Source organism: Saccharibacillus alkalitolerans (genome assembly GCF_011090185.1).
In the GTDB taxonomy this organism is placed as follows: Bacteria; Bacillota; Bacilli; order Paenibacillales; family Paenibacillaceae; genus Saccharibacillus; species Saccharibacillus alkalitolerans.
Genome location: NZ_JAAFGS010000002.1, coordinates 609149 through 634202, shown reverse-complemented (window position 1 = coordinate 634202; position 25054 = coordinate 609149). Strand labels below are relative to the sequence as shown.

The following is a 25054-nucleotide window of genomic DNA, read 5'->3' as shown; positions in this document are numbered from 1 at the left end:
GCGGCCTTCGCTTCGAAGCGTATCGGCGACCGCCGCATTCGCCGCCGAATTCCCGGCTGCCGTGCGGAGGGCAAGAACTTATAAGGAACGGGTGGAGTTTGACAGATGAGAAGAGCGAGGCTGATCTACAATCCGACGTCCGGACGCGAAGAAATGCGGCGGCGGCTGCCGGATATTTTGCAGCGCCTTGACGAAGGCGGAATCGAGACGACCGTGCATGCCACGACCGGCGAAGGCGACGCGACGATCGCCGCGGCCGAAGCGGCTAAGCGCGGCTACGATATCGTGATCGCGGCAGGCGGGGACGGAACCATTTACGAGGTCGTGAACGGACTGGCGAACCAGGAACACCGTCCGGAACTGGGCGTATTTCCGCTCGGCACGACCAACGACCTGTCGAGAGCGCTGGGCATTTCCCGTCAGTGGGAAGACTACTGCGATCTGGTACTGCGCGGGGAATCGCGTCCGATCGACGTAGGCCGGGCGAACGACCGTTATTTCATTAACATCGCGGGCGGCGGCTCGCTGACGGAGCTGACGTACGAAGTCCCGAGCCGGCTGAAGACGATGATCGGACAGCTCGCCTATTACTTCAAAGGCGTCGAGAAAATGGTCAACCTGACGCCCATGCAGCTGAAGATCGACGCCGAAGGCCAGGGGCCGATCGAAGGCGAGTTCATGATCTTCCTGATCGGCAACACGAACTCCGTCGGCGGATTCGAAAAGCTGATGCCGGGCGCGCGGATCGACGACGCCCAGCTCGACGTCATTCTGCTCAAAAAGTGCAACCTGGCGGAATTCATCCGTGTCGTCTCGATGGCGCAGCGCGGCGATCATTTCAACGATCCGAACGTCATCTATTTCCGCACGCAGCGTCTCGAAGTGACGTCGCCGAACGACGTGCTGCTGAATCTGGACGGCGAACTCGGCGGACGCCTGCCGGGCGTGTTCGAAGTGCTTCCGCAGCATCTGCGGGTGTTCGCGTAAGATAAGCGTGTCCCGCCGGGAAATAACATGTTACAATACGGGAGGAACGACCGCTTCGGCGTCATTCCTCTTTTTTGTCATGTCCGGAAAACAGAGACGGGCGTGCGGCGAATCGCTTGTCCTATGAACGAATAATAAAGATCAATACGAGCGAAAGAAGTGAACTTATATATGAAGAACAACAATAACCGCGGAGGTTCGGCAAGAAGCGGCGGGTCGGGCGGAAAACGGGGTTCGGCAGCCGGTTCTTACGGAAAAGGCGGCTCCTCGCGCGGACGCGGAGCGTCCAGGCCGACAGCTGCAGCGGCGGAGATCGAAGGTCTTCCGGTCGCCAAAAACGACGAAGTCACGCTCGACATTATCGGCATGAACCACAGCGGCGAAGGCGTAGGCCGAGCGGACGGATACACGCTGTTCGTGGCGGGCGCGCTGCCGGGCGAGAAGATCTCGGCCAAAGTGTTGATGACCAAAAAGCAGTACGGGTATGCCAAAATGCAAAAGCTGCTGCAGCGCAGCCCGGCGCGGGTCGAAGCCCCGTGCGAAATCTTCGACCGCTGCGGCGGCTGCCAGATCCAGCATATGGACTACGCGGCGCAGCTCGAATGGAAGCGGCAGCAGGTCGCGGACAGCCTGCAGCGGATCGGGAAGCTGAACGTGCAATCGTTCGTCGCGCAGTCCGCGAACGGGACTTCGGACGAGGACGAAAATCTCGAAGGAAGCACGCGGGTATCCGGGGATACGGCGCGGGCAGGAGCGCATGCGGCCGGGCTCGGCGAAGCGAGCCGTCAGGGCGATGCGGCTTACGAGGTGTCGCCGGCAGCCGATCCGGCGGCGAGCACGCAGAGCGAGGCGGCCGAATACGCGCTGGAAGCTTCAACGGATCAGCCTCGCCAGACGCTGGAAGCGGAAGCTTTCGGCGGAGGAGAAGGGCACGAGGATTCGGGTCAGCCGGGCGAAGAGAGCAGAACCGGAAATGCGGCGGCGGAACAAACGCCCGAAGCGGCCGGCACGGCCGGTTACGACGAAAACGCAGCTGTTTCCAGCGGGGGCCAGGCAGCTGCGGGTGAGGGCATCCTCGTGCCGCCGACGCTCGGCATGAGCGAGCCGTGGCGCTACCGCAACAAAGCCCAGGTTCCGATGGGCGAAGAAAGCGGCCGCCTGATCGGCGGCTTCTACGCGCGCGGCAGCCACCGCATCGTCGACATGCAGACGTGCATCATCCAGCATGAAGCCAACGACGAGATGGTCGAAGCGGTCAAAGCAATCGGCCGCGAGCTGGGCATCTCCGCTTACGACGAAGAAACGGGACGCGGCCTGCTGCGCCACGTCGTTGTCAAAGTTGCTTTTGCCACGGGAGAGAAGATGGTCGTGCTGGTCACGAACAGCGACCGCCTGCCGAAGGCCGAACAGTGGATCGAAGCGATCCGCGAGCGCGTGCCGGGCGTCCGCAGCATCTGCCACAACGTGAATACCCGCCAGACGAACGTCATCTTCGGCGACAAGACGACCGTGCTGTGGGGCGAAGAAGTCATCCACGATTATATCGGCGACGTGAAGTTCGCGATCTCGGCCCGTTCGTTCTACCAGGTGAACCCCGCGCAGACGGAAGTGCTGTACGGCAAAACGTTGGAGTATGCCGGCCTGACGGGCAGCGAGACGGTCATCGACGCCTACTGCGGCATCGGCACGATCTCGCTGTTCCTGGCGCAAAAAGCGAAGCGGGTCTACGGCGTCGAGATCGTCAAGGAAGCGATCGAGGACGCGCGCAAAAACGCGGAGATCAACGGCATCACGAACGCCGAATTCGAAGTCGGAGCGTCCGAAGACGTGATTCCGCGCTGGCGGGAGCTGGGCATCACGCCCGACGTGATCGTCGTCGACCCGCCGCGCAAAGGCTGCGACGCCCGCCTGCTGGAGACGATTATCGAGATGAAGCCGGAACGCGTGGTGTACGTGTCATGCAACCCGGCCACGCTGGCGCGCGACCTGCGCGTGCTGGAAGACGGCGGGTTCAAGACGGTGAAGGTGCAGCCGGTGGATATGTTCCCGCAGACGGTGCATGTGGAGGCCGTGGCGCTGCTTGAGCGGCTTGTGGAGCTTCCGACCGATTGAGCAAACGCAGCGGAATATTCCTAAAAGAGATATAGAAGCCTTTAGGACAAAATGTGTGAATTCACTTCATTATCCAAAAAGACCTCGAATCCGCTTCGGCGCGGATTCGAGGTCTTTTTGATTTTCTATACGAACAAATTGTGGTTGGCCTGCGCCGCATGACCCAAATAATAACCCACGCCGCCGCTGCGAACGGGGGCGATCAATTCTTCGCGCTTGATGCCCATCAGATCCATGGACATTTGGCAGGCGACGATCTCGACGCCCTGATCTATGGCGCTCTGAAGCAGTTCTTCCAGCGAAGGCACGTTGTGACTTTTCATCAGGCCGCGGATCATTTTGGGACCGGCACCGAACATGTTCATTTGGGACAGACCCAGCTTGCGGCTGCCGCGCGGCAGCATCATGTCGAACATGCGGCCCATCCTATTTTTGGACACCCGCGGGCTCGCGTTTTTGCGAATGATGTTTAATCCCCAGAAGGTGAAGAACATCGTCACTTTGCGGCCGCTGGCCGCCGCGCCGTTGGCGATGATCAGCGAAGCGATCGCTTTGTCGAGATCGCCGCTGAACACGACCATTGTGCTGGCGGAATCGCCGCTTGGAACCGTACCCGGCGCGTCGGCCGAGAGCGAAGGAACCGACGGAGTTGACAGGGCCGAAGCCGCCGCGTTTGCCGCAGCTTTCTTGGCGATCACGGCTTCGATCACGCCGCCGGCCAGACGTTCGCGCTGCACCAGCGCATTGCCGGTCATTGAAGCCCAGGCTGCGATATCTTCATAGAATCCCGGATCGGACGCTTGAACGCGCAGCGTCTGTCCGTCCTCCAGACGGTCCATCGTCTGCTTGACCTGCATCAGCGGTCCCGGGCAGCTTAAGCCCCGGGCGTCCAGCTCGCGATCGATAGAACTCGGAGCCGCGGGAGCGGACGGCGCATGCTGCGCCTCCGCGGTCTGTACCGCGTGTTCTTTTACAATGGGAGCGGCAGGCTGTAAACTTTTACTTCCGCCTCCGCCGTTGTCGTCGTTATCGCCGCCGGGAAGAGGGGCCGGCTTGAACTGCGCCTGGCGATACGTTTTGTAGCCGCCGCTCAGGTTTCGGACGTCGAATCCGTGCTGCCGCAAAATTTGCGAAGCCGTGTACCCGCGCAGGCCGACCTGACAGTACGCCCAGATTTCTTTGGCAGGGTCCAATTCGTTCAGCCGCCCGCGAAGCTCGTCGACCGGGATGGAGATCGAGCCGGGGATGTGTCCGCCGCGGTGTTCCAGATCGCTGCGCACGTCCAGCAGAACGGAGTTTTCCGGGATGCGCTCGTCAAGCTGATCGTACGTAAACGAGCGAACACGGCCTGCCATGATATTTTCCGCCGCGTAGCCGGCCATGTTTACCGGATCTTTCGCGGAAGAGAACGGCGGCGCGTAGCTCAATTCCAGCTCGGTCAGATCGCTCACATGACCGCCGAAGTGGATCGCGACCGCGATATCGTCGATCCGTTTCTCCACGCCTTCATAGCCGACGGCCTGCGCGCCCAGCACCTTGCCTTCCGGCGTGAATAGCAGCTTCAGCATGATCGCGCTGGCACCCGGATAATAGGAAGCGTGGGAGGACGGGTGCACGATCACGCTGCGGTAGTCGACGCCGAGCCGCTTCAACGTTTTTTCGCTGCTGCCGGTAGAGGCTCCCGCCATGTCAAATACTTTGATGACGGACGTGCCCATCGTGCCTCTGTAAACGGAGTTCAGTCCGGCGATCCGGTCCGCGACGATTCGTCCCTGCTTGTTGGCCGGTCCGGCCAGCGGGACCGCCGTTTGGCCGCCGTGCACGTAATCGCGCACTTCGATCGCGTCGCCGACGGCGTAAATATGCGGAATATTGGTCTCCAGCGCTTCGTTGACCATGATATGTCCGCGCGCGCCGAGTTCGATTCCGCTCGGTTTCAGGAATGCCGTGTCCGGGGTTACCCCGATCGCCAGAATGACCAGATCGGCGGACAGAACGCGGCTGTCGGCAAGCTCGACGCCTATTCCCCGGTCAAGCGAGCGGAAACCTTGTACGCGCTGCGAGAACAGCAGCTTCACGCCGTGCTGCTCCATCTCCTGCGCCAGCGCCGCCGCCAGCTCGGGATCGAAAGGAGCAAGCAGCTGGGCATTGCCTTCGACCAGCGTTACGTCCAGACCGGCTTCTTTCAGGTTTTCCGCCATTTCGACGCCAATGAATCCTCCGCCGATCACGACCGCGGATTGTCCGGTGCCGGAAGAAACTTTCTCCTTGATCCGATCAATATCGGGGATATTGCGGACCGTATAGATCAGCGGATGGTCTTTGCCCGGCAGATCGGGAACGATCGGACGTGCGCCCGGCGACAGGATCAGCTCGTCGTAGCTTTCTTCGTAGAGTCCGCGTTCCCGGCTCTGCACCTGAACGGTACGGCTTTGCGGATTCACCGAGATCACTTCGCTTTGCGTGCGGACGTCGATCCGGAAGCGGTCGGCCATGCCTTTCGGCGTCTGAACGAGCAGGCGCTCGCGCTCGGCGATCGAGCCTCCGATGTAGTAAGGCAGGCCGCAGTTGGCGAACGAGATATAGGGTCCTTTTTCGAACATGATAATCTCTGCATGCTCGTCCAATCGGCGCAGACGCGCGGCCGCGGAAGCTCCTCCTGCCACACCGCCGACAATCAATACTTTTTTGCTCATGCTTGACACTCTTCCTCTCCGAATAAGGCTTTCACGACTTCTTCAATTCGTTGATCGGCCAGAATATAATTGACTTCGAGACCTTTGCGTTCAGTCGTCACGATGCCTGCTGCGCGCAGTTTCTGCAGATGCTGGGAGATCGTCGACTGCGGGATATCCAGGCATTCCTGCATATACGAGACGTTGCATTTCTTTTTGCGCATCAATCCGCGGACAATGCATAGGCGAATCGGGTGGGACAAAGCCTTCAACAGATTGGCGGGTTCGTCGAACTGGTTCAGATCGTTTTTATCAAAAGCGGGTAGCGTCATCTTCATCGCTCCTATATCGTTATATTCAAATAATACGATATATGACTCGGAGTGTCAAACGGATTCGAATTTCCTAAGGCGAGCGAGTAGGAGGCCGGATCATCCGATCGTCCCGAATTTCCCGATTTCCGGATAACCCGGGCACGTTTCGGTTAATAAGAAAAGGGAGATCTTCCATTCGCAATCCGAATTTTCGGAAAGAAAGGAGCATCATGATGAACGAGAAACAATTGGAACGGATCAAGAACGGCAAAGGATTTGTAGCGGCACTGGATCAGAGCGGAGGCAGTACGCCGAAGGCGCTGTCGGAGTACGGCGTGGAAGAAACGGCCTACTCGGACGAAGAAGGCATGTACGCTGCCGTGCACGAGATGCGGACCCGGATCATCAAGAGCAAAGCGTTCGATTCGGAGCGGATTCTCGGCGCCATCCTGTTCGAGAACACGATGGATCGGGAGATCGACGGCAAGCTCACTTCCGATTATCTGTGGGAAGAGAAAGGCATCGTTCCGTTCCTGAAAGTGGACAAAGGACTGGCGGACGAGGAAAACGGCGTTCAGCTCATGAAGCCGATGCCGGACCTGGACGGGCTGCTGAAGCGGGCGACAGAAAGGAATATTTTCGGCACCAAGATGCGTTCGGTCATCCATAAAGCCCAGCCCGACGGCATCAAACAGGTGGTCGACCAGCAGTTCGAGATCGGCAAACAGATCGCCGCGGCGGGCCTTGTTCCGATCATCGAGCCCGAAGTCAGCGTGCTGATCGACGACAAAGCCCAGGCGGAAGAGCTGCTCAAGCACGAGATCGCCAAGCATCTGTCCGAGCTCGACCCGGATACGAAGGTAATGCTTAAGCTGACGATTCCGACCGAAGACAACCTCTACCGCGATCTGATCGAAGATCCTCATGTGCTCCGCGTCGTGGCGCTGTCCGGCGGTTATCCGCAGAAGGAAGCGAACGAGAAGCTGACCCGCAACCACGGCCTGATCGCCAGCTTCTCCCGCGCGCTGGCGCAGGACTTAAGCTTCAGCCAATCGGAGGAAGAGTTCGACCGGACGCTGTCCGCTGCGATCGAATCGATCTACGCGGCTTCGATTACCTGATTGCCCTGATCGCTCCGTACAAGCGGACATCCGCAATCGAATCCAATTCCTTTCGGCCATCAAAGAGCAAAAACCCAGAACTTCCTAACGGAAGTCCTGGGTTTTTGACTATTCTGCCTGCCGTTATTCTTTTCTCCATGCACCAAATTGCAAAAGATCTTGAAAAACGCCTACTCCCAGCAGCGCCGCTATAAAGAGCATGCAGCCTAAATTCATCTTTCGACTAAATCCTCGTTTGAATCCGTCCGCGAAAATATACACAAACAAGAGCAAATTAGGGATCAGTAAAATCACGTAGATTTCAAACATGTCCCATCCCGTATAAGCCTGCGGCGCCAAGACGAAGGCGCTTATACCGAGAAACCAACCGGCGACATAAAACGGGATAAGCAGAAGATTAAGAACGATATAAAAAAGCACGGTTTTAATCAAAGTATTTTCCTCTTAGTCGATCTCGTTTGAATAAGGATAGAAATCAGTTAGAGCGTGGTCATGCACCCGTTCTCCTGAGGCATCCAATACACCGTAGATTTGGAACTCATTTCATTATACAGTTTGGCCAACTTTTTTTCGGCTAAACCACAGGTGCACAACCGTCATAATTTCATGTTTACCGAAATCGAAGAGGCGGCGTAAAAAGAGGTCGAGCAGCGCCTGCTGAAGCTGATTCATTTACGCAACGAATACGGCGCGTTACCGGGGCAGAAAAAAGTCAAAAAAGAGACGCGATTAAATTCGCGTCTCTTTTGCCGTGGGGCGAAATGAGCTTGCTCAAGCTTACGCTTCGGCAGACCACCGGGCGAAAATTTCGCATTATGAAAGCATACAGCTTTTTATCTCAATTGGAACGAAGTCGAAGCGCTGCTGCCGGTGTAGTTGGACAGGGAAACGGCGGCTTTGACTTGATAAGTGCCTTTCACGCTGCTTTTGCCCGTAGGGAAGCTGAACGAAGCCGTGCCGCTCGATCCCGTCGTGGCTTGGGCCGTCGCGACGGTGCCTTTAGGGTTGGTAACCGTCAAGGACACGGTCGCTCCCTGCAGAGCGATACCCGCGGAATCCGTCGCTTTGACCGAAATGGCGACCGTCTCTCCGGTTCTGTACGACGATTTGTTGGTCGATACGAAAGTCTTCGTCTCCAGCGTAGGAGCCGGTGCCGGAGCAGGGGCCGGCTGGGAACCGGTCGATTGCGGCGCTTGAATCAGGCCGTAACCGAACCAGTTATCGCGTCCGGCCGCGCCGAGGTCGATCACGCCGCCGGCGAGTTTGGCTCTCAGTTCGACGTGCGTCAGCGACGGATAAGCCTGTTTGAGCAGGGCCAGATCGCCCGCGACGTAAGGAGCGGCCATGGACGTTCCGCTCATTTTGACATACTGATTGCCGAGGTAGGTGCTCAATACGTTGACTCCGGGAGCGGCTGCTTCGATCGCGGAGCCCGTGGCGGAGAAGCTGCCTCTTTGATCGGCGGAATCGACGGCCGCCACGGCGATGGCCGAATCGTAGCGCGCCGGGTAGTTGACCGTATCGCCCGATCCGTCCGCAGTGCCGTTATTGCCGGCTGCCGCGACAACGAGGATGCCCTGCGCATAAGCTTTATCGACGACCTGCTTGAGCGAAAAAGAATCGCTTGTGGCGCCGAGGCTGAGGTTGACGATGTTCATCTGATTCGTGATCGACCAGTCGATGCCGGCTACGACGTCGGACAGGTATCCGCTGCCGTTCTGATCCAGCGCCTTGACGGCATATAGGCTGGCATCCGGCGCGATCCCGACTGTGCCGATGCCGTTGTTCAAAGCGCCGATGATGCCGGCGACATGGGTGCCGTGTCCGTTATCGTCCGAATAAGAAGACGTGTAGGAGACGACCGAAGCCCCGCCCGCGATCGCCAGATCTTCGTGAGCGGCGATGCCGGTGTCGATAACGGCGACTTTAACGCCTTTGCCCGTGTAACCGGAAGTCCAGGCCGACGGAGCTTTCGTTTTCGAAATGCCCCAATCTTGGGTCTGCTCGGTACGGACCGGTTGGTCGATTTCGATCGATTCGATATTCGGATTATTTTTCAATCCTTGAATGGCTGCGGCCGGAATGCTGACGGCGAGAGCCGGGATATTTCGGAATTCTTGGTTGACGCGGCCTTTTGCCTGCTCGACCAGTCCTTTGTCCGCTTTGTCTTTGAAGGTGACGATTACCCGCTCTTCGGCCGAAGAGGCGGCGGATTCAACCGTTTGTTCCGACGTTTGCTGCGCGACTTTTCCGCCTCCGCCGGCCGGCTGGGGCAGGGTAGAAGGTTTCGCCGAAGCCGCTGCGGGAAGCGTTCCCAGAGCGAGCGAGAGAGACAAGATGACTGAACTGATTTTTTTCATGGAAATCCCCCTATGCCATTCTTATTCTTCTCTCCGGTTCAAGAAAGAAGCTTGCTGTCTTTATCGGCGGTGGGAGAAAGAAAGTTAACAACGAGCAGAAGCGAAGATTCGACATTTTTTGCGGCTGTCCGAAATTCGAAATGCGGCTCCGGCGTCGGCGTAGCCGGTGGGCGGCGGCTTTCGGCTTGCATCCCCGGATGCCGCGGAGTTGAAAGGAAAAACGGAAAGGATTATCATATACATAACTAGGTTATATAATATCTCAGTTATGTATTTGGCGGCGAAAGCACGCAAGGAAGGTGAGTGAATGGGCAAGAACCAGGAGCATGAATACATTCGGCTGATCGGCGCGCGGGAAAAGAACCTCAAAAACGTGGACGTGCAAATCCCCAAAAACAAAATCACGGTCTTTACCGGCGTGTCGGGCTCCGGCAAGTCGTCGCTCGTATTCGATACGATCGCGGCGGAATCGCAAAGGCAGCTCAATGAGACGTATTCCAGCTTTATCCGGCATCGTCTCCCGCATTACGGGCAGCCGAAAGCCGACGCGATCGAAAATCTGTCGGTGGCGATCATCATCGACCAGAAACGGATCGGCGGCAGCGCGCGCTCGACCGTGGGCACCATTACGGATATCCACGCCCTGCTGCGGCTGCTTTTTTCGCGGAACGGAGAGCCTTTTGTCGGCTATTCGGACGTTTTTTCGTTCAACAATCCGCAGGGCATGTGTCCCGAATGCGAAGGGCTGGGGCGGGTGGACCGGATCGACGTCGGGCGTCTGCTGGACCCCGAACGTTCGCTGAACGAAGGCGCCGTGCTTTTCCCGACGTTCGAGCCGGGGGGATGGCGGCTGAAGCGGTACGTCCATTCCGGGCTGTTCGACAACGATAAAAAGCTGAAAGATTATACGGAGCGGGAAATGGAACTGCTGCTGCACGAGAACGGGCTTAAACTGTCTTCCCCCGATCCCGAATGGCCCAAAACGTCGCTGTACGAAGGGCTGATCCCGCGGATCGAGCGCAGCTTTTTGCAGAAGGAAGAGGGGGAGCGGGCGAAGTACAAGCGGGAGATCGCCCGGATCGTCGGCCGCGAAATCTGCCCGGCCTGCGGCGGGGCGCGTCTGTCGAAGCATGTGCTGACGTGCACGATCGGGGGAATGAACATCGCGGACTGCTGCGCGATGCCCGTATCCGACCTTGCCGCCTTTATCGGCGGCATCGATCACCGGGCAGCCGAGACGATGGTCGACGCGATCGTCGGCAGGCTCGAACATTTGACGTCGATCGGGCTGGGCTACCTCAGCCTGGACCGGGAGACGTCCACGCTCTCGGGCGGCGAATCGCAGCGCATCAAGATGGTGCGTCAGCTCGGCAGCAGCCTGACGGGCCTGCTGTACATCTTCGACGAGCCGAGCATCGGGCTGCATCCGCGGGATCTGGAGCGGGTCAATACGCTGATGAGGATGCTGCGGGACAAGGGGAATACGGTGCTGATCGTCGAACATGATCCCGACGTGATCGAAATCGCGGATCATGCGATCGAGATGGGGCCGGAAGCGGGCGCCGCGGGCGGAAGGATCGTGTACCAGGGTTCGCTGGAAGGGCTGAAAGCTTCGGATACGCGCACGGGGCGGGCTTACCGCAGCCGTACGCCGATCAAGCGGCAGCCCCGAACGCCGTCGGGCCGCTTGAGCATTCGGAACGCGAATCTGCATAACCTCAAAAACGTCAGCGTCGATATTCCGAGAGGCGTGCTGACGGTCGTGACCGGGGTGGCCGGTTCGGGGAAAAGCACGCTGATCAACCGGGTGCTTCCGAGATCGTATCCGGATATCCGCTTGATCGACCAAAAGCCGATCCATGCGTCCAAACGTTCGAATATCGCGACGCACAGCGGCATTTTCGACGATATCCGGGAATTGTTCGCCGAAGCCAACGGGGTCAAAGCCTCGCTGTTCAGCTTCAATTCGGCGGGCGCCTGCCCGGCCTGCAAAGGGCTGGGAATCACCTATACCGATCTGGCTTTCATGGACCCCGTCGCATCGGTGTGCGAGCGATGCGGAGGCCGCCGCTTTACGGAAGAAGTGCTGGCTTATGCCTGGAACGGCAAGAACATAAGCGACGTGCTGGCAATGACCGTCGACGAAGCGCTCGATTTTTTCCGGGGACATCCGCTCGCCGCGGTGCTGCGCAATCTGCACGAAGCGGGCGTCGGCTATATCGCGCTCGGGCAGCCGCTGAACACTCTGTCGGGAGGCGAGCTGCAGCGGGTCAAGCTGGCGCCGGAGCTGGATCGCGGCGGCGGCGTCTACGTGCTCGACGAACCGACGACCGGCCTGCATATGTCCGACGTCGCGCGGCTGATCGCCGTGCTGAACCGCATGGTCGACGCGGGCGGCACCGTGATCGTGATCGAGCACAATCTGGACGTCGTCGGGCAGGCCGACTGGGTCATCGATCTCGGTCCCTCCGCAGGCCGCGAAGGCGGGGAGATTCTCTACTCGGGCGAAGTGCGCGGACTGATGAAGTGCGAACGTTCGGACACGGGCAGGTATTTGAAAAACGATCAGAAGGGGGAACACGATGCGGAATAAAAATCTGGAAAGCCGGTATATCCCGTTTCAATGTCTGATCTTGAGCCGGGTCAACCGCTTCAGCGTCGAAGGCGTCACGACGGCGCAGTATACGATTCTCGATATTTTGGACAAGCAGGGGGACAAAACGACCAAGGAACTCACCGAGCTGCGGGGCATTTCCCAGGCGGGCATGTCGAAGCTGACGAAACGGCTGCTCGACAAAGGGTATATCCGGCAGAGCCGCAGGGAGACGGACCGCCGCGTGTACGATCTTTCCCTGACGCCGGAAGGCCGGGAATTTCTGGCGAGATCCGAACGTTTCAGACATACGATGCTCGACCTGATCGAAAGCAGGCTGACGGCCGAGGAAGCGGAGCAGTTTGCGGCTTTGTGCGAAAAAATATCGGCGGCCGGGGACGAGGAGTGAAGCAGCGGAATGCCTCGTACGGGATCGCACGAAAGGCCGCTTTCCCGCTCCGGATGTGATAAAATAAAGGATCAACCGCCGTTCCGATCTCAGACTTATAATAGGAGGATTCCATGTCCTGGAGCAAACTGCAGCAGCAGCTGGAGAGCTTTCTGTCTCCGGCGTTGAAAGGAAGAGTCGAATACCGCGCCACCAGCTACCGGTATCTGCTCGATAAATCGGGAACCTGCCATATCGCGGTGGATCAGAAAAACATCCTCAATATGAGCGACAAAAACAATGCTATCCGCTGGTATCAGAGCGAGCAGGAGATCAAAAGCGACCCCGAATTTTACGTTCCGGTCGGTCCGGAAGACATCGAGGCGGTCAGAAAAAGCGCCAAGGGCCCTATTCCCGAAGACCGGCTCAAAGTCATGGCCCGAAGCAAAAAAGCGGGGGAACAGGCCAAAGCGCTGATGTCCGCCCAGGCTTCGCTGACCAAATCGAATTTCGTCGCCGCGGCGAACAAGTTTTTGACGACGCCGATCGAAGAAAGTCTGGAAAGCCCCGATATTCTGCCGAACATTTTGGCTTTGATGGACAGACGGGTCGGCAAAAAGCGGATTCAGAACCTGTCCGAACAGATACAGACGAAGCATCCGATCGTGCGGTATTTTTACGAACTGAGACGCGACGCCTGATCGGAACGTCCGCCGCGCCGACAGATCGCGCGTGCGGCGTGTGCGAGACACGGAAAAACCGGACGGCCTCGGCCGCCCGGTTTTTTGCGCTTCTTACTTCTTGAGGCTTCAGCTCGCCGCGAAATGCACGACGGCGCTGTACAGCATTTTATTGCGAACCGGATCGAACGTGACTTGATGCTGAACGTGCTTCACCCGAAGCAGCAGCGGCTTGTTGATTTCGACCCGCTCTTCGATCTGGCGTTCCAGCTCGCGGAAGTCGTAGGCCTGCAGGCATTCGACTTTGTCTTTGATCATATCGAGAATAAGTTCCATATGCGGGATAAGCCTCCTCTTCAGACAAACAGGATATGCAAGAGAACTGCAGGATTCATTGTAGACGAGCCGAAGGAAGGCGGCAAGACGCTTGCGACCGAAAAATCGACGATTGCGACAAGCCTTGTCGTCTGAAGACAAACGATTCCGATTCAAAAACGTTCGTTTCGGATAAAGCCGGCTTTATCGCTTGAGGGCGGGTTAAGATGAAGTCAGGAGGTGGGCAATGAAAACGCAAGCGATGCCGTGGCCGGAAAGGACGGCTCTGGCGATTACCGACCGGTTGACGTCGAATCGCCAAGTCGAACGTCTGGATTACCTGAAATGCAAACTCGGGCTTGAAATGATGTTGATCAACGTATCGAAGCTGATTGTGGTCTATGCATTGGCATTCCTCATGCAAGTCGCCGTTCCGACGCTGCTGTTCCACTTGGCTTTCTTGTCGATTCGGACATTCGCTTACGGGGTGCACGCGAAATCGAGTCTGGTTTGCACGTTTGTCAGCAGTCTGTTTCTGGTCGGGATTCCGTTTCTGATCACGGACCGGTTCATTCTCCTGCCGCTGCCTGCGCTTCTCGCGTGGGGCATATTCAATGCTTTTTTTCTAGCCAAATACGCTCCGGCCTCGACGGCCAAAAACGCCATCGGTTCTGCCGCGAAGAAAAAGCAGCTTCGGCGTAAAGCGCTGGCGTCCAATGCGATCGTCGTTCTGCTCGCGGCAGTTATGCCTTCCCTGGAAGCAGCCAATCTATTGGTGATCGGAAGCTCGGTCGCCGTTATCTTCGTACTGCCTCTCACTTATCGTTTGTTCGATCCATCATCCCATAAGGAGTGAATGAATATGAAAGAGAGCTTGATTAATACTTTTGTGAAATTCGGAGAAATGAGCATAGGGTCCTGCTGCGCGTTTGCCTTTTACGAACCTGAAATTCCGTATGAATTGAAAAAAGATATGGAAGAAGAAATTATGGAAGATTTGGACAAGTGATTGTATAATGAGTTCATTCTTATTTTAAAGGAATGACTACATAATGAGCGTATTCATCGTTATGCTCCAACTGCTGCTGATGGTCTCTACGGCGCAGATTATAAATCAAGGCAAATACATATCTTGGAAACCATTGGCAGTTACCATTGCGGCGGGCATTTTGTTCGCCTTTTCTTTTCGTTGGTTCGGAGTTTACACCTCGATTCCCATGCTGTTAGGGGCTTTTCTTATTTTGTACATGAGCGAGCGCGATGCTCTGAAGGTGCTGGGCGGATTATCTTACGGAACCATTTTGCTTCTTCTGAGCGACGCGTTGGTGACTTTGATCGAAAACGCCCTATGGTTCACGATCGGAAGTCCTGCGTTTTATGCCGTTTACGCAGTTCTGCTGATCGTATTTTCATTGGCGGGAAGTATCGGAATACGCGTGTTCAAGCAGTCCGTTGAACGGAAAGAAATGCTGGACGACCGACTTAAGAAGCTGCTCGTTTACTTGGGAGTGCTCACCGTCGTCGTTTACTATCTCTGCATCTACTTGAGCGCCTACATCGGCGAGACGGTCGAGCTGATCCAGCTGAACCTGTTCTTCTTCGTCGTGTATCTGCTGATCGCTTTTCTGGCTTTTTACTTCTATTCCAAATCTCTTCGCAAAGCGTACGAAATCAAGCAAAAAGAACTTCAACAAGAGGCGATGCAGCGCTACACGCAGGAATTGGAACAGCAGTATACCGAGATTCGCAAATTCCGGCACGATCATCAGAATATTCTGTCTTCGCTCGATGCTTTTATTCAGGAAGAAGACTTCGAAGGGCTCAAGCGGTATTACCGGCACAAATTGAAGCGGGCGTCGGAGCATCTTGCGGCCGAAAATTTCAAATTGGAGAACTTGAGCCGGATCAAAGTCAAGGAAATCAAAAGCATCGTCGCCTCGAAGCTGATCCGTGCGCAGGAACTGGGGATCGACGCGACGTTCGAAGCGCGGGAGGACATCGAGTTCGTTCCCGCCGATTCGGTCGCAATGGTGCGGGCGCTCGGCATCCTGCTGGACAACGCGATCGAAGAGCTGCAGGAGGTTAAGAGCGGCAGCATGACGGTAGGGTTCATCCGGGACCGGAAAGCGCTCCATATTATCGTACAGAACAGCTGCAGGCCGGATATGCCTCGGGTACACAAATTGAAAGAAGCCGGTTTCTCCACCAAAGGGAAAAACCGGGGATTGGGACTTGCCAGCTTGACGGAGCTGATCGGACAGCTTCCGAACGTGGTGTCCGAGACGATCGTCGAGGATGGGCAGTTCAAGCAGATTCTCGTCATTAATTATACGTAGAAGGTGATCCTATGCTGTCCGTATTCATATGCGAAGACGATCCCAAGCAGCGGGAGCGGCTCCGCAAAATCGTAACCGATTATATCATGATCGAAGCGCTCGATATGGAGCTGGCGCTCGATACCGGCGATCCCGTCTCGGTGCTGGATTATCTGGAACGCCATCCCAAGACGACGGGATTGTATTTCCTCGATGTCGATCTGCAGCACGAAATGTCCGGCATCGCGCTGGCTTCGGAGATCCGCGAACGGGACGACTCCGGCAAGATCGTGTTCGTGACCACGCACGGAGAGCTGTCTTACCTGACGTTCATCTATAAGGTGGAAGCGATGGATTATATCATCAAGGACCGGCCGGACGAGATCGAACGCAAGGTGAGGGAGTGCATCGCGGTAGCCGACAAGCGCCATTTGAGCGACAGCGGAACGCAGTCGCGCCGGTTCAAGGTCAAGGTCGGCGAGAAGACCCGCTCTATCGACCATAAGGATATCATGTTTTTCGAATCGTCCAGCGTTCCGCACAAGATCATTCTGCATATGGACAACAGCCAGCTGGAATTTTACGGTTCGATCAAGGAACTCGAAGAGATCGGCGGAAGCTTTTACCGCTGCCACAAGTCTTACGTCGTGAACAAGGACAATATCAAGAGCGTCGATCGGGCCAAAAGGGAGATCGAGATGATCAACGAAGAGATCTGCCTGGTGTCCGTGCGCGCGCTCAAAGGATTGGACTGACCCCGCGCCGACGCGATCCAACTGCTTATATAGAAGCCGCTTTGCCTCCGTATTCCGGAAGCGAAGCGGCTTTTTCGTGCGTTCTTTTTCCTTCCTCCTTTCCGACGATTCGGATATCGCGAACGTTTCTTGCGGCGCCGAGCGACGATTCTGCGCGAAATCCGCGGTTTTGCGATCAAAACCGGGATGAAGGAGCCGTCCGCTCTATACTTAAGCCACAAGGAAGAGAACCATAAAAACGCGCAGAGGAGAGACCGAAATGCCGATCCGGATTTACGATTACGAAGGGAGCAAGCTCCCGCTCATGCTGAAGCTGGCGGAGGAAGTGCTGGAGGTTCAAGTGCCCGGGAGCTACTACCTCGATACGGACTGGCTGAACGGACCCAACATTCTGGTGACGCTGGAAAAGGCGGAAGACGAAGGACGGCTGCTGGGACCGCTCGAACGCTGCACAGCGGACTATAAGCAGGAACGCCCGCTCGACTTCGAGACGGTCGAGAGAGTGAAAGCGAAGTACCGCAAAGAGCAGCGCAGGCTGAGCGACCTGGAACTGCGTTCGGGCGCGGACGCCGTCATGCGGGAAGACGGCGAAGTGCGGCTCGGAGAAGGGAAAACGGGCGTATACAACTCGGAATACCATCTGGAGCTGTTCCGCCGGTATCGCTGCCTTCTTCAGCCGGTGCACAACAAAATGCTGGCGGGTCTGGGCGAACTGGACGAGCCGCGCCGAATCCGGATGTTTACCGACATGTTCCTTCATATCGCGACGCTATACAACGGGGACGCCGCGCAGGGATACATTTCCTATCTCTCGCATGTGCTGGGGTTCTTCTCCAGGCTGAAGCTCGAAGGGCATATGGAAAACGTGCAGGAGCGCTTCGAACGCTTGTACCTGAACGTTTTTGCGGAAGAGAGCGACGGCGGCCGGGAGAAGGACGGAGCGGCGTTGGACGAGTGGAAGCGCGCCTGGGCGGACATCGACCGGGATATGCGGCTCAGCTTTGCCAAAGAACTCTTCGAAGAAGAAGATCATATGGATCTGGGCGAGCAGTACCGGAGATTCGAACGGTATATCGCGGGGATGGACAATCCCTTCCACAAACGGCTGCTCGAACGGGGCGATCTGGAAGAGATGATGATGTCCGACGACATGCTGATCTACCGCAATCTCATTAACCTCTTCTACATGACGCTGCCTCTGTTCGAACAAGGCATGGCTCAGAAGCACGTCTACGGCTACTGCGCGATCCGCCGGATCGAGGAGAGCCGCACGGGCCTGTTAATGAAAATTTAGAGAAAGGAGCTGCCGTTATGCCATCCGTTAACCCGTTTATCCTGGTGCGAACGAATTCCCTGGACAAACAGGCGGTCGAAATCGACTGCCGGAACGAATTGGAGAACCGCAATCGGGAACTGCTTGAACTGCGCCGCCGTTTCGATGCCGCCAAGGCGGAAGTGATCGCGGCTCTGGAGACGCTTGTCGAAAGCGAAGGTTCGAGCCGGCTGCTGAATCTCAAGCGTGCCGTGTACAACGAAAAATTCGCCCGCTTCGAAAAGCTGCTGCGGGAAGCCGGACCGGAACTTGCGTCGGCCGCCGGAACGGTGGAAGAGTTCCGTAAGCTGTGGACCGCGCTGGCCGAAGCGGACGTCGCATATACGGACTTTTACGACGAAGTGTGCATCCGCGCCAGACGAAGCATGCATGCCGCCGCCGGCGGCAGCGCCGAACTGCAAAATAATCTGCTGATGATCCAGCCGAATATTCATCCCAAGCTGCGCAGGTATCTCGATACGCCGCCCGAGCAGCACAAGAACGCGGAGAGAAAGCTCGACTACACCCTGTACAAAGTTCTGGCAAGAGCCGCCTTCAAGACGAGCCCCTTCGCCGAAATTACGCGGGTAGGCCGCGCCGAACTGGTCCGGGGAGGCGGCGCGGAGCCGACAAGCGGGGCGGAACTGCGCACGGAGAGACGCTGCAAGATCAATTACACGTTCCTGAACCGCCTGATCTTCGAATACCTGCTCGGCGAGGACAGCTTCTACGGCCGGGTGCGCTACAAAATTCCGCCGCTGTCGATCGAACGCGCGGACGGGCAGGTGGCGATCAGCTTCGTCGCGACCCGGGACGACCGCAAAAGCGAGAAGATTTTCGAAACGAGCGAGATTCTGAAGAAGCTTCGGATGACCGAAGAGCTGGCGCGCTTCTTCAAGTCGAACAGCGTCAATCACACGGTGGGCCTGTCCGATTTCGAAGATTTGTTCCGGGGAAGAGGAGTCGCGCGGGCCGAGCTGTGCCGGCTGCTTCGCGAATATGTGCAGATCGGGCTGCTGATTCCGGCCGTCGGATTCTCGCAGCAGACGGAAGCGGGCTTTATCGAAGAAATGCTCGAGGCGGGACGCCTGTATCTGCCGGAAGACAAGTTCGATGCGCTGAAGCGTACCCTGGACCAGCTCGTCGCCATCAAGCTGGAGCTCGAGCGGTGCGGCGATACCGCAGAGCGGAGCCGGCTGTACGCCGAGGTCGGCGGGCTGCTGGGCGAGCATCCGGAAACGAGACGGATTCGCATGGACCCCAGCCGGATTTTCTACGAAGACGGCATTATATCGACTCCGCTGCCGTTTGCGCAGGAGTGGATCGAAGACGATCTGCGGACGTTCGAAGCTCTGCAAAAAGTCTCGCTGCTGTTCGACGTCAATATCCGGATGCAGCTGGAGCTCGGCGCGCGGCTCGACCGGGAAGGCGTCGGCGAACTCGACAGCCGCTTCTTCACCGTCCTGTTCGAAGTATCGAAGCACATCCTGCCGTATTGGTCGGGGCCCCTGTACAGCTACGAAGGCAGCGGCTCCGAATGGGTGAAGACGCTCGACCGCCTCAAGCTGCGTTTTATCGAAGAGCTGAACACGCTCTGCGCGGGCCGCGCGGAGGCGGATATCCTGCCGCTGGTCGAAGCTTACGGGCGCCGGATTCCGGAAGAGATCTACCGGATGGCCGACCTGTCTTCAAGCTTTTTCATCCAGGTGAACGGGCAGCGCAAGATCGTCAACGCCATCTACGACGGACAAGAGAAATATAAATCGAGATTCATGGATTACTTCCCGGATTACCTGCACGAGAGCGAAGCCTACAAGCGATTCGAAGAAGATTATTATTACGCCCAGGGTTACCGGGAGTATACGGAGAACTTCGGCTTCAACGGCAACATCAAGGAGTCGACCCTGACGAAATGCGTCAAGACGGTCGGCACGGGCCGCAAGCGATTCTCGAAAATCGCCGAGGATTACCTCAAGGTCGAAGCGCTGTCCATCGGCTGCGACCCGGCCACGAAGGCGGTCCGCTTCTTCGAAAAAGAAACGGGAATGCCGCTCAAAATTTTGTTCAGGGGATCGCTGATTCCGACGGCGATGCCGGGCTATATCTCGACGCTGCTGCAGCTGTTCGCTTCGGGCCGCATGACTTTCAAATTTTCCGATCTGATCCGGGAAAGTACCGTGCCCCGCATGACGGCCGGACGGGTCGTCGTCTGCCGCCGGAGATTCGCGCTGGCCGCCTCGGCTTCTCTGCTCGGAAAAAGGGAGGAAGAAAGCGCGGCGGATCATTACAAGCGGCTGAACCTGCACTTCGCCGAGCGGGAAGAGAGCACCCGGTTCTTCATTACGGCAAAGCGGGATCTGTCGGACAAGACCTTCAGGCTTATCGACTTCAAGCCGTTCTATGTGGACGCGGCCAATCCGGTATCCCTGAAAGTGCTGGAAAAAGAAATCATTCAGAAATACGCCGAATCCGGCTACGAAAACCTGTATATCGAGGAATTCCTGGGGGATGACGCGCCTTACGCCACGGAGTACGACATCGAATTTTACAAAAAGGAGGGACAGCCGTGAATCCGGACCTTCGGCTGCTGAACCGGGAGAACGTGATGGTCTACCGGGGAGAAGATACGACGCTGCTCAAAACCAGTTACAAAACGTTGAAATTCCGGCTCGATGCCGCCCGGCATGAACGGCTGCTCGACATTTTGCGGAAGACGAAAGGCGGCGCTTCCCTTGCCGAGCTGGCGGGCGGAGAGCGCGGGGAGAATCTGAAGCTGATCAAGATGCTTACCGGAAGCGGCGTCCTGTTCGCTTACGGGGAAGGGGATGCCGTTCACCGTTACGGCGGCGAAGCGTGGTTCCCGATTCTGGCCCAGTATTGGCCGCACGCGGATGCGCCGCACGGGGCGATCGAGCGCATCGTACATACGCCGATTGCCGTTTCGCGGGAGCTGGCGCAGAGTCTGCCGGAGCTCGAAGGCACCTTCGAGAACTACGGGAAGAAGGCCGTCGTCTACGACCGTCCGGACGAGGTGCCGGAAGAAGCGCTGCTTATAACGGCGAACCGGGACGACCTGAACGGCCGGCGCGATTACGTGCTGCTGCAGGCTTACAATTCCGGCTGGTGCGGAACGGCGGTCGGCCATCTCGAATACAAACGGCTCACCTCCGAGATCCACCCGCTGCTGCGGAAATTCGGGCCTTTCTATCTGCTGATCTTCGCTCTCAAAAGGCTGGCCGGTTTCGGCCGGGACACGTTCTATATCAACGAAAACATCAAGTTCATCGAGACGGATTCGCTGCTGGGCGAAATCGAGGTGGTCAGCACGTCTCAGGCGCCTCTGACGGTGCACGAATGTTCGCCGATCGAGCGCATTGACCGCTTCGAACGTTATTTGACGGAAGGCAGGCTCGGGCTGCGGATCGCGAACCAATCGGACGAATACGGCCGGCTCAAGCAGATCGGATTTTCCGCTTACGGCATCCGCGATACCTCGGACCGCGAAGAGTACGGAACGGCGGGACTGAATTTCGAAGAAAACGGCGTGGACGCGATCATCTTCGCGCTGGAGCGGCATTTCGCCAAACAGACGGGCGGCGAATGGCTGGTCGCGAAGGCGGACGATTATTACTACCGCAAGACGCAGCTGCTTCTCGGCCACCTGGAAGAATCGGGTCGGCGCTTCAAGCTCGACTCTTCCGCCCGGGAATCGGTCAAGACGCTGCGCGCGTACCGGGATTTCCTGTCCGGTACCGAAATTTGCCTGGAGCATTTTCCCGTCTCGGGTTCCTACAAGGTCTGGATCGCGGACCCGAACGGAAGGCTGTTCGGAAGCGGACTGAAGACGATCCGACTGCGCGAAGAGCTGGAGCGGGCGGTCGTCCATTATATTTGCCGCAGGCTGAACGAAGAAGTGCGGATTCGCCTTCCGTTCGACGCGAGAGAGACGGAGACCGACCCTGCCGCGCTTCCCTGGGGGATGCTGCCGGAAGACGGCGACGAATCGGCGTTCATCGAAAAAGCGCTGGAGCTGTTCAAAGCGCACAATATCCGCTACGAAGAGCGGGCCTGGAGCCGCGAATACGAGCTGCTGGAAGCGGGCTTGTGCGCAAGGCGGATCGACGTGGGTGAGTACAGTGCGTGAGGAGCGGATGTTCAACAAAGTGCGGGAAATGGTCGTCGTCAGCGAAGCCGAAGGCTGGAACGGTTACATCGCTTCCAGATTGGCCGACAACACGGAATTCGAGATCGAAGAGTGGGACGAAGGAGGCCTCGGACGGCTTGACCTGGACATGACAAGGGCGCTGGCGGAATCGGCCGGTCCGGAAACGTACGGCGTGTACGACTTGATCGGCAAGCGGATCGAGATTCGCAGCCTGCTCGATCACGCCCCGCTCGATACCCGAGCGGCGGGCGCGGATGAGCCGGACGATTCCGGGAGCGTCACGTTCGAGCAGTTTCGCAGCCGGGATTTCCGTTCGGTCGTCGAAGCGATCGAACCTTACCGGTCCAGCCTGGTGCATCCGCTGTTCGGAATCTTCAAGGGACATTACCGGGGAATCGCGGATTCGATGCCGCTGATCGCTTTCGATGCCCGGCTGGGCACGCGAAGCTACGACGCGTACGGACGTTCTTCCAGCTACGAAGAATCCTATTATACGGGCCTGCTGGAAGCGTTGGAGAGGTTCCACGGAGCCGCCCCGCAGAATGCGGACTTCATCCGGATGAGCGAGAGCGAACTGGAGGAGGAGGGAACCCGGTACGTGCCCATGCGGCACTTCTGCCGCTACACGGAGAAGCAGTACGGGATGAGCGCGTTCGCCTTCGGCCGTTATTCGCCGGAGAAGCGGATCAAGTGGAGAAAAGCCTACGATTACGGACAGTCATGCGAGGTGCTCGTTCCCGAGCAGATCGCGTACTTCTCCAGCGAGCAGCTGGACCGCTTCGATCCGGAACCCCGCTACGTCGCGGAGACGTCCAACGGAACCGCGATCGGGAGCAGTTGGGAGGAAGCGGCTGTCGCATCCTTGATGGAAGTGATCGAACGGGACGCCTTCCTCGTCCACTGGTACACGAAGTCGAGCCCGGTGCGTCTGGAAGGAGCCGAACGATACTCCGACCCCGAGATCCGGCTGATGATCGCGTATTTGGAAGCGATGGATTATCGGACCCATCTGTTCGACATCACGCTGGATTCGGGCATTCCCGCTTACTGGGTGCTGCTGGAATACAGGGGCGAAGATCCGGACTGCCTGGCGTATTATACGGCGGCCGGAGCAAGTCCGAACCCCGTTTCCGCAATCCGCTCGGCTCTTGTCGAAGCTTCGACTTCGATCAAAGTGTTCAAAGCTTATATGTACGCCAAATACTCCAAGGAAGAACTGGAGGAGCTGCAGCGGGATTACGCGAACGTAAGCCGGCTTGAGGATCATCTGTATCTGTATTCGTCGAGCGCCATGAAGGAGCATCTGCTGTTCGCTCTGGAGACGGAGCGTACCGAAGAATTGGAGCGCAACGTCGTCAGGCGCCGCCTCGGAAACGGAGAGAAGCTGGGACGGCGGGAACTGCTGGACCGCCTGCTGAAGCCGCTGCTGCCGAATCATCCGGAGATCTACATCTCCGATCTGAGCCAGAAGTTTCTGGGCGAAATGGGCCTGAGCTGCACCAAGATCCATATTCCGTCGATGCAAAATATCGGCTTCGGCATGCAGTACCAGAATATCAACCTTGAACGGCTGGAGCAGGCGACCCGCCTGAACGGTCTCGACGGAAACATGCGGTTGGCCGACAGCATTCCCCATCCCTTTCCGTGAAAGGAGCGGCATACGTGGAAGAATTGGAATTCGAGTATTACAAGCGGTATTCGCAAAGCCGCTATCAGATGACGCATCTGACGCATTTGACTCCGTTCGTCAAAAGGCCGTACTTCTCCGGAGGAACGATCGCGCATCCCGAGAAGGGAAGCGGACTGGAAGCGCTGCTCGATCGCCTGACCGCGGATACGCTGCGGATCGACCGGTTCGATATTCTGAGCCGCTATCAGGATCATAACGCTTCGCCTTCGACGAGAAACATGCATTCCTGCCAGCTGCTGTTCGTGATCGACCGCAGGGTGCACTTCTATGACCTGTACGAAGACCGGCTGTATCTGACGGACCCGCGGGAATTGGGACCGTGCTGGAACAGGGACCGGATCTATGTGATCGGCCTGTCCGATCTGCTGAACATCTCCAGGTATTACAGCGAATTTTCGCTGTATCTGAGCATTCTCGACGCGGGACATGTGCTGGGCAACGCGAAGAACGCGCTGAATGCGCTGGGAGTCCGATACCGGATCTACGAAGCGGCCGACACGGAAGAGGTATTCGACCGGTTGGGCATACCGACGGATTCGATTTACGGCTCGTTCATGCTCGACTTGGAACGTCCGCCCGGGTCTCTGGCCGTGACCGGAGCTGCGCGGAGCAGCCGGATTCCGGCGCTGAAAAGCTTCGACGAGCTGCGGCCCACGGAATATGTCAGTCCGCTGCTCCGAAGCTTCCGCGCTGCCGGCGGAGACCGGAGAAAAGCCGAAGCTTCAAGCGGCGTCGTTCCGATCCCGGCCTGCAGGGGTCTGCGCAGTTCGGCGCACACCATGATCGGCAACTTCAATATGTCGGAAACGTTCGAACGATTCGAACCGGAAGAAGCGGTAAGGCTGCTGAGCCGGGTGAGGGACCGATCTTCCAATCCCGCCCTTCGCTTCTGCGTCGCCGAGAAGGAGAAGATTTGGACGGACGACGGAGAGTTCGTAGACAAGCGGATCGACTTCAAGCGGATCCTGTACAACGATCACGAATTTTTCGACCTGCAGACGTATTCCAGGGTGGTGATCTGCTACTCCGAGGATCGCGAGATGCGAAACGCGGGCTTGATTCCGGCGCTGATCCCGGCCGGAGAGCTGATGCAGGCCGCCTGCCTGTACAGCGCCGACCGGGGCTACGCCTTCCGGCCGATGAAAAATCACAACGACGCTTATCTGAAGGAAGTGCTCGGATTGGGAGAAGGCTGGGAGATCAATTACATCGGCGTCTTGTGCGGCAGCGAAGTCAGTCCGCTCAGGCGGGTGCTTTAGAAAGGAGGAGCGA

20 protein-coding genes are annotated in these 25054 nt (G+C 57.6%); 15 read left to right on the top strand and 5 right to left on the bottom strand.

Going from position 1 to position 25054, the window contains the following annotated elements:
* The first annotated feature begins 105 nt into the window (after window positions 1–105).
* Together GYN08_RS08335 and rlmD are read left to right on the top strand one after the other, a co-directional pair.
* Window positions 106–987: a diacylglycerol kinase gene (locus GYN08_RS08335; protein WP_166273720.1), complete on the top strand. Its 882-nt coding sequence runs from the start codon at window positions 106–108 to the stop codon at window positions 985–987.
* 171 nt (window positions 988–1158) lie between these two features.
* Window positions 1159–3099 (top strand): 23S rRNA (uracil(1939)-C(5))-methyltransferase RlmD, encoded by a 1941-nt coding sequence (gene rlmD, locus GYN08_RS08330; RefSeq protein ID WP_166273719.1) that lies wholly within the window; start codon window positions 1159–1161, stop codon window positions 3097–3099.
* A gap of 125 nt (window positions 3100–3224) precedes the next feature.
* Here rlmD and GYN08_RS08325 read toward each other — a convergent pair whose 3' ends face one another.
* Window positions 3225–5795, bottom strand: a complete 2571-nt coding sequence (locus GYN08_RS08325; protein ID WP_166273718.1) for an FAD-dependent oxidoreductase — start codon at window positions 5793–5795, stop codon at window positions 3225–3227.
* A complete protein-coding gene (locus GYN08_RS08320) occupies window positions 5792–6106 on the bottom strand; it encodes an ArsR/SmtB family transcription factor (RefSeq protein WP_166273717.1) in 315 nt (104 codons plus the stop codon). The genes GYN08_RS08325 and GYN08_RS08320 overlap by 4 nt, the downstream gene beginning before the upstream one ends.
* Window positions 6107–6321: 215 nt before the next feature.
* On the opposite strand from GYN08_RS08320, the gene GYN08_RS08315 reads away from it, so the two are divergent.
* Window positions 6322–7209 carry a fructose bisphosphate aldolase gene (locus GYN08_RS08315; protein WP_166273831.1) on the top strand — a complete coding sequence of 296 codons (888 nt, stop codon included), beginning with the start codon at window positions 6322–6324 and terminating at the stop codon, window positions 7207–7209.
* 123 nt (window positions 7210–7332) lie between these two features.
* On the opposite strand, the gene GYN08_RS08310 is transcribed toward GYN08_RS08315, so the two are convergent.
* Together GYN08_RS08310 and GYN08_RS08305 are read right to left on the bottom strand one after the other, a co-directional pair.
* Window positions 7333–7641, bottom strand: a complete 309-nt coding sequence (locus GYN08_RS08310) for a hypothetical protein (protein ID WP_166273716.1) — start codon at window positions 7639–7641, stop codon at window positions 7333–7335.
* Between the two features lie 401 nt (window positions 7642–8042).
* Window positions 8043–9569 (bottom strand): S8 family serine peptidase, encoded by a 1527-nt coding sequence (locus GYN08_RS08305; RefSeq protein ID WP_166273715.1) that lies wholly within the window; start codon window positions 9567–9569, stop codon window positions 8043–8045.
* Between the two features lie 307 nt (window positions 9570–9876).
* On the opposite strand from GYN08_RS08305, the gene GYN08_RS08300 reads away from it, so the two are divergent.
* The 3 genes from GYN08_RS08300 to GYN08_RS08290 all read left to right on the top strand — a co-directional run bounded on the left by GYN08_RS08300 (window position 9877) and on the right by GYN08_RS08290 (window position 13251).
* Window positions 9877–12162: an ATP-binding cassette domain-containing protein gene (locus GYN08_RS08300; RefSeq protein ID WP_166273714.1), complete on the top strand. Its 2286-nt coding sequence runs from the start codon at window positions 9877–9879 to the stop codon at window positions 12160–12162.
* Complete coding sequence (locus GYN08_RS08295) at window positions 12152–12571, top strand: MarR family winged helix-turn-helix transcriptional regulator (RefSeq protein ID WP_166273713.1); 420 nt, start codon at window positions 12152–12154, stop codon at window positions 12569–12571. Before GYN08_RS08300 ends, GYN08_RS08295 begins: the two co-directional genes overlap by 11 nt.
* A 113-nt stretch (window positions 12572–12684) precedes the next feature.
* The gene (locus GYN08_RS08290) at window positions 12685–13251 is read left to right on the top strand and encodes an SF0329 family protein (protein WP_166273712.1); all 567 of its coding nucleotides are present in this window, start codon (window positions 12685–12687) and stop codon (window positions 13249–13251) included.
* Window positions 13252–13359: 108 nt separating this feature from the next.
* Here GYN08_RS08290 and GYN08_RS08285 read toward each other — a convergent pair whose 3' ends face one another.
* Window positions 13360–13566: a DUF2536 family protein gene (locus GYN08_RS08285; protein WP_166273711.1), complete on the bottom strand. Its 207-nt coding sequence runs from the start codon at window positions 13564–13566 to the stop codon at window positions 13360–13362.
* Window positions 13567–13792: 226 nt separating this feature from the next.
* Between GYN08_RS08285 and GYN08_RS08280 the strand changes: the two genes are divergently transcribed.
* From GYN08_RS08280 to GYN08_RS08240, 9 genes are all read left to right on the top strand, one after another.
* Entirely contained in the window at window positions 13793–14401 is a 609-nt protein-coding gene (locus tag GYN08_RS08280) for an accessory gene regulator B family protein (RefSeq protein ID WP_166273710.1), read from the top strand.
* A 6-nt stretch (window positions 14402–14407) separates the two neighbouring features.
* Entirely contained in the window at window positions 14408–14554 is a 147-nt protein-coding gene (locus GYN08_RS08275; RefSeq protein WP_166273709.1) for a cyclic lactone autoinducer peptide, read from the top strand.
* Between the two features lie 43 nt (window positions 14555–14597).
* A complete protein-coding gene (locus GYN08_RS08270; protein WP_166273708.1) occupies window positions 14598–15881 on the top strand; it encodes a sensor histidine kinase in 1284 nt (427 codons plus the stop codon).
* Window positions 15882–15892: 11 nt separating this feature from the next.
* Window positions 15893–16615 (top strand): LytR/AlgR family response regulator transcription factor, encoded by a 723-nt coding sequence (locus tag GYN08_RS08265; protein ID WP_166273707.1) that lies wholly within the window; start codon window positions 15893–15895, stop codon window positions 16613–16615.
* 259 nt (window positions 16616–16874) lie between these two features.
* Window positions 16875–17909, top strand: coding sequence for a hypothetical protein (locus GYN08_RS08260; RefSeq protein WP_166273706.1), 1035 nt, complete (start codon window positions 16875–16877; stop codon window positions 17907–17909).
* Between the two features lie 17 nt (window positions 17910–17926).
* Window positions 17927–20497, top strand: coding sequence for a hypothetical protein (locus tag GYN08_RS08255; protein ID WP_166273705.1), 2571 nt, complete (start codon window positions 17927–17929; stop codon window positions 20495–20497).
* Window positions 20494–22071, top strand: a complete 1578-nt coding sequence (locus tag GYN08_RS08250) for a hypothetical protein (RefSeq protein ID WP_166273704.1) — start codon at window positions 20494–20496, stop codon at window positions 22069–22071. Before GYN08_RS08255 ends, GYN08_RS08250 begins: the two co-directional genes overlap by 4 nt.
* Window positions 22055–23740, top strand: coding sequence for a YcaO-like family protein (locus tag GYN08_RS08245; RefSeq protein ID WP_166273703.1), 1686 nt, complete (start codon window positions 22055–22057; stop codon window positions 23738–23740). The genes GYN08_RS08250 and GYN08_RS08245 overlap by 17 nt, the downstream gene beginning before the upstream one ends.
* A gap of 14 nt (window positions 23741–23754) precedes the next feature.
* A complete protein-coding gene (locus GYN08_RS08240) occupies window positions 23755–25041 on the top strand; it encodes a hypothetical protein (RefSeq protein WP_166273702.1) in 1287 nt (428 codons plus the stop codon).
* Window positions 25042–25054 lie beyond the last annotated feature (13 nt).

Bases quoted from the DNA above. Each gene is read 5' to 3' on its own strand.
- GYN08_RS08335 (WP_166273720.1), top strand. From the start codon at position 106: ATGAGAAGAGCGAGGCTGATCTACAATCCGACGTCCGGACGCGAAGAA.
- rlmD (WP_166273719.1), top strand. From the start codon at position 1,159: ATGAAGAACAACAATAACCGCGGAGGTTCGGCAAGAAGCGGCGGGTCG.
- GYN08_RS08325 (WP_166273718.1), bottom strand. From the start codon at position 5,795: ATGAGCAAAAAAGTATTGATTGTCGGCGGTGTGGCAGGAGGAGCTTCC.
- GYN08_RS08320 (WP_166273717.1), bottom strand. From the start codon at position 6,106: ATGACGCTACCCGCTTTTGATAAAAACGATCTGAACCAGTTCGACGAA.
- GYN08_RS08315 (WP_166273831.1), top strand. From the start codon at position 6,322: ATGAACGAGAAACAATTGGAACGGATCAAGAACGGCAAAGGATTTGTA.
- GYN08_RS08305 (WP_166273715.1), bottom strand. From the start codon at position 9,569: ATGAAAAAAATCAGTTCAGTCATCTTGTCTCTCTCGCTCGCTCTGGGA.
- GYN08_RS08300 (WP_166273714.1), top strand. From the start codon at position 9,877: ATGGGCAAGAACCAGGAGCATGAATACATTCGGCTGATCGGCGCGCGG.
- GYN08_RS08295 (WP_166273713.1), top strand. From the start codon at position 12,152: ATGCGGAATAAAAATCTGGAAAGCCGGTATATCCCGTTTCAATGTCTG.
- GYN08_RS08290 (WP_166273712.1), top strand. From the start codon at position 12,685: ATGTCCTGGAGCAAACTGCAGCAGCAGCTGGAGAGCTTTCTGTCTCCG.
- GYN08_RS08285 (WP_166273711.1), bottom strand. From the start codon at position 13,566: ATGGAACTTATTCTCGATATGATCAAAGACAAAGTCGAATGCCTGCAG.
- GYN08_RS08280 (WP_166273710.1), top strand. From the start codon at position 13,793: ATGAAAACGCAAGCGATGCCGTGGCCGGAAAGGACGGCTCTGGCGATT.
- GYN08_RS08275 (WP_166273709.1), top strand. From the start codon at position 14,408: ATGAAAGAGAGCTTGATTAATACTTTTGTGAAATTCGGAGAAATGAGC.
- GYN08_RS08270 (WP_166273708.1), top strand. From the start codon at position 14,598: ATGAGCGTATTCATCGTTATGCTCCAACTGCTGCTGATGGTCTCTACG.
- GYN08_RS08265 (WP_166273707.1), top strand. From the start codon at position 15,893: ATGCTGTCCGTATTCATATGCGAAGACGATCCCAAGCAGCGGGAGCGG.
- GYN08_RS08260 (WP_166273706.1), top strand. From the start codon at position 16,875: ATGCCGATCCGGATTTACGATTACGAAGGGAGCAAGCTCCCGCTCATG.
- GYN08_RS08255 (WP_166273705.1), top strand. From the start codon at position 17,927: ATGCCATCCGTTAACCCGTTTATCCTGGTGCGAACGAATTCCCTGGAC.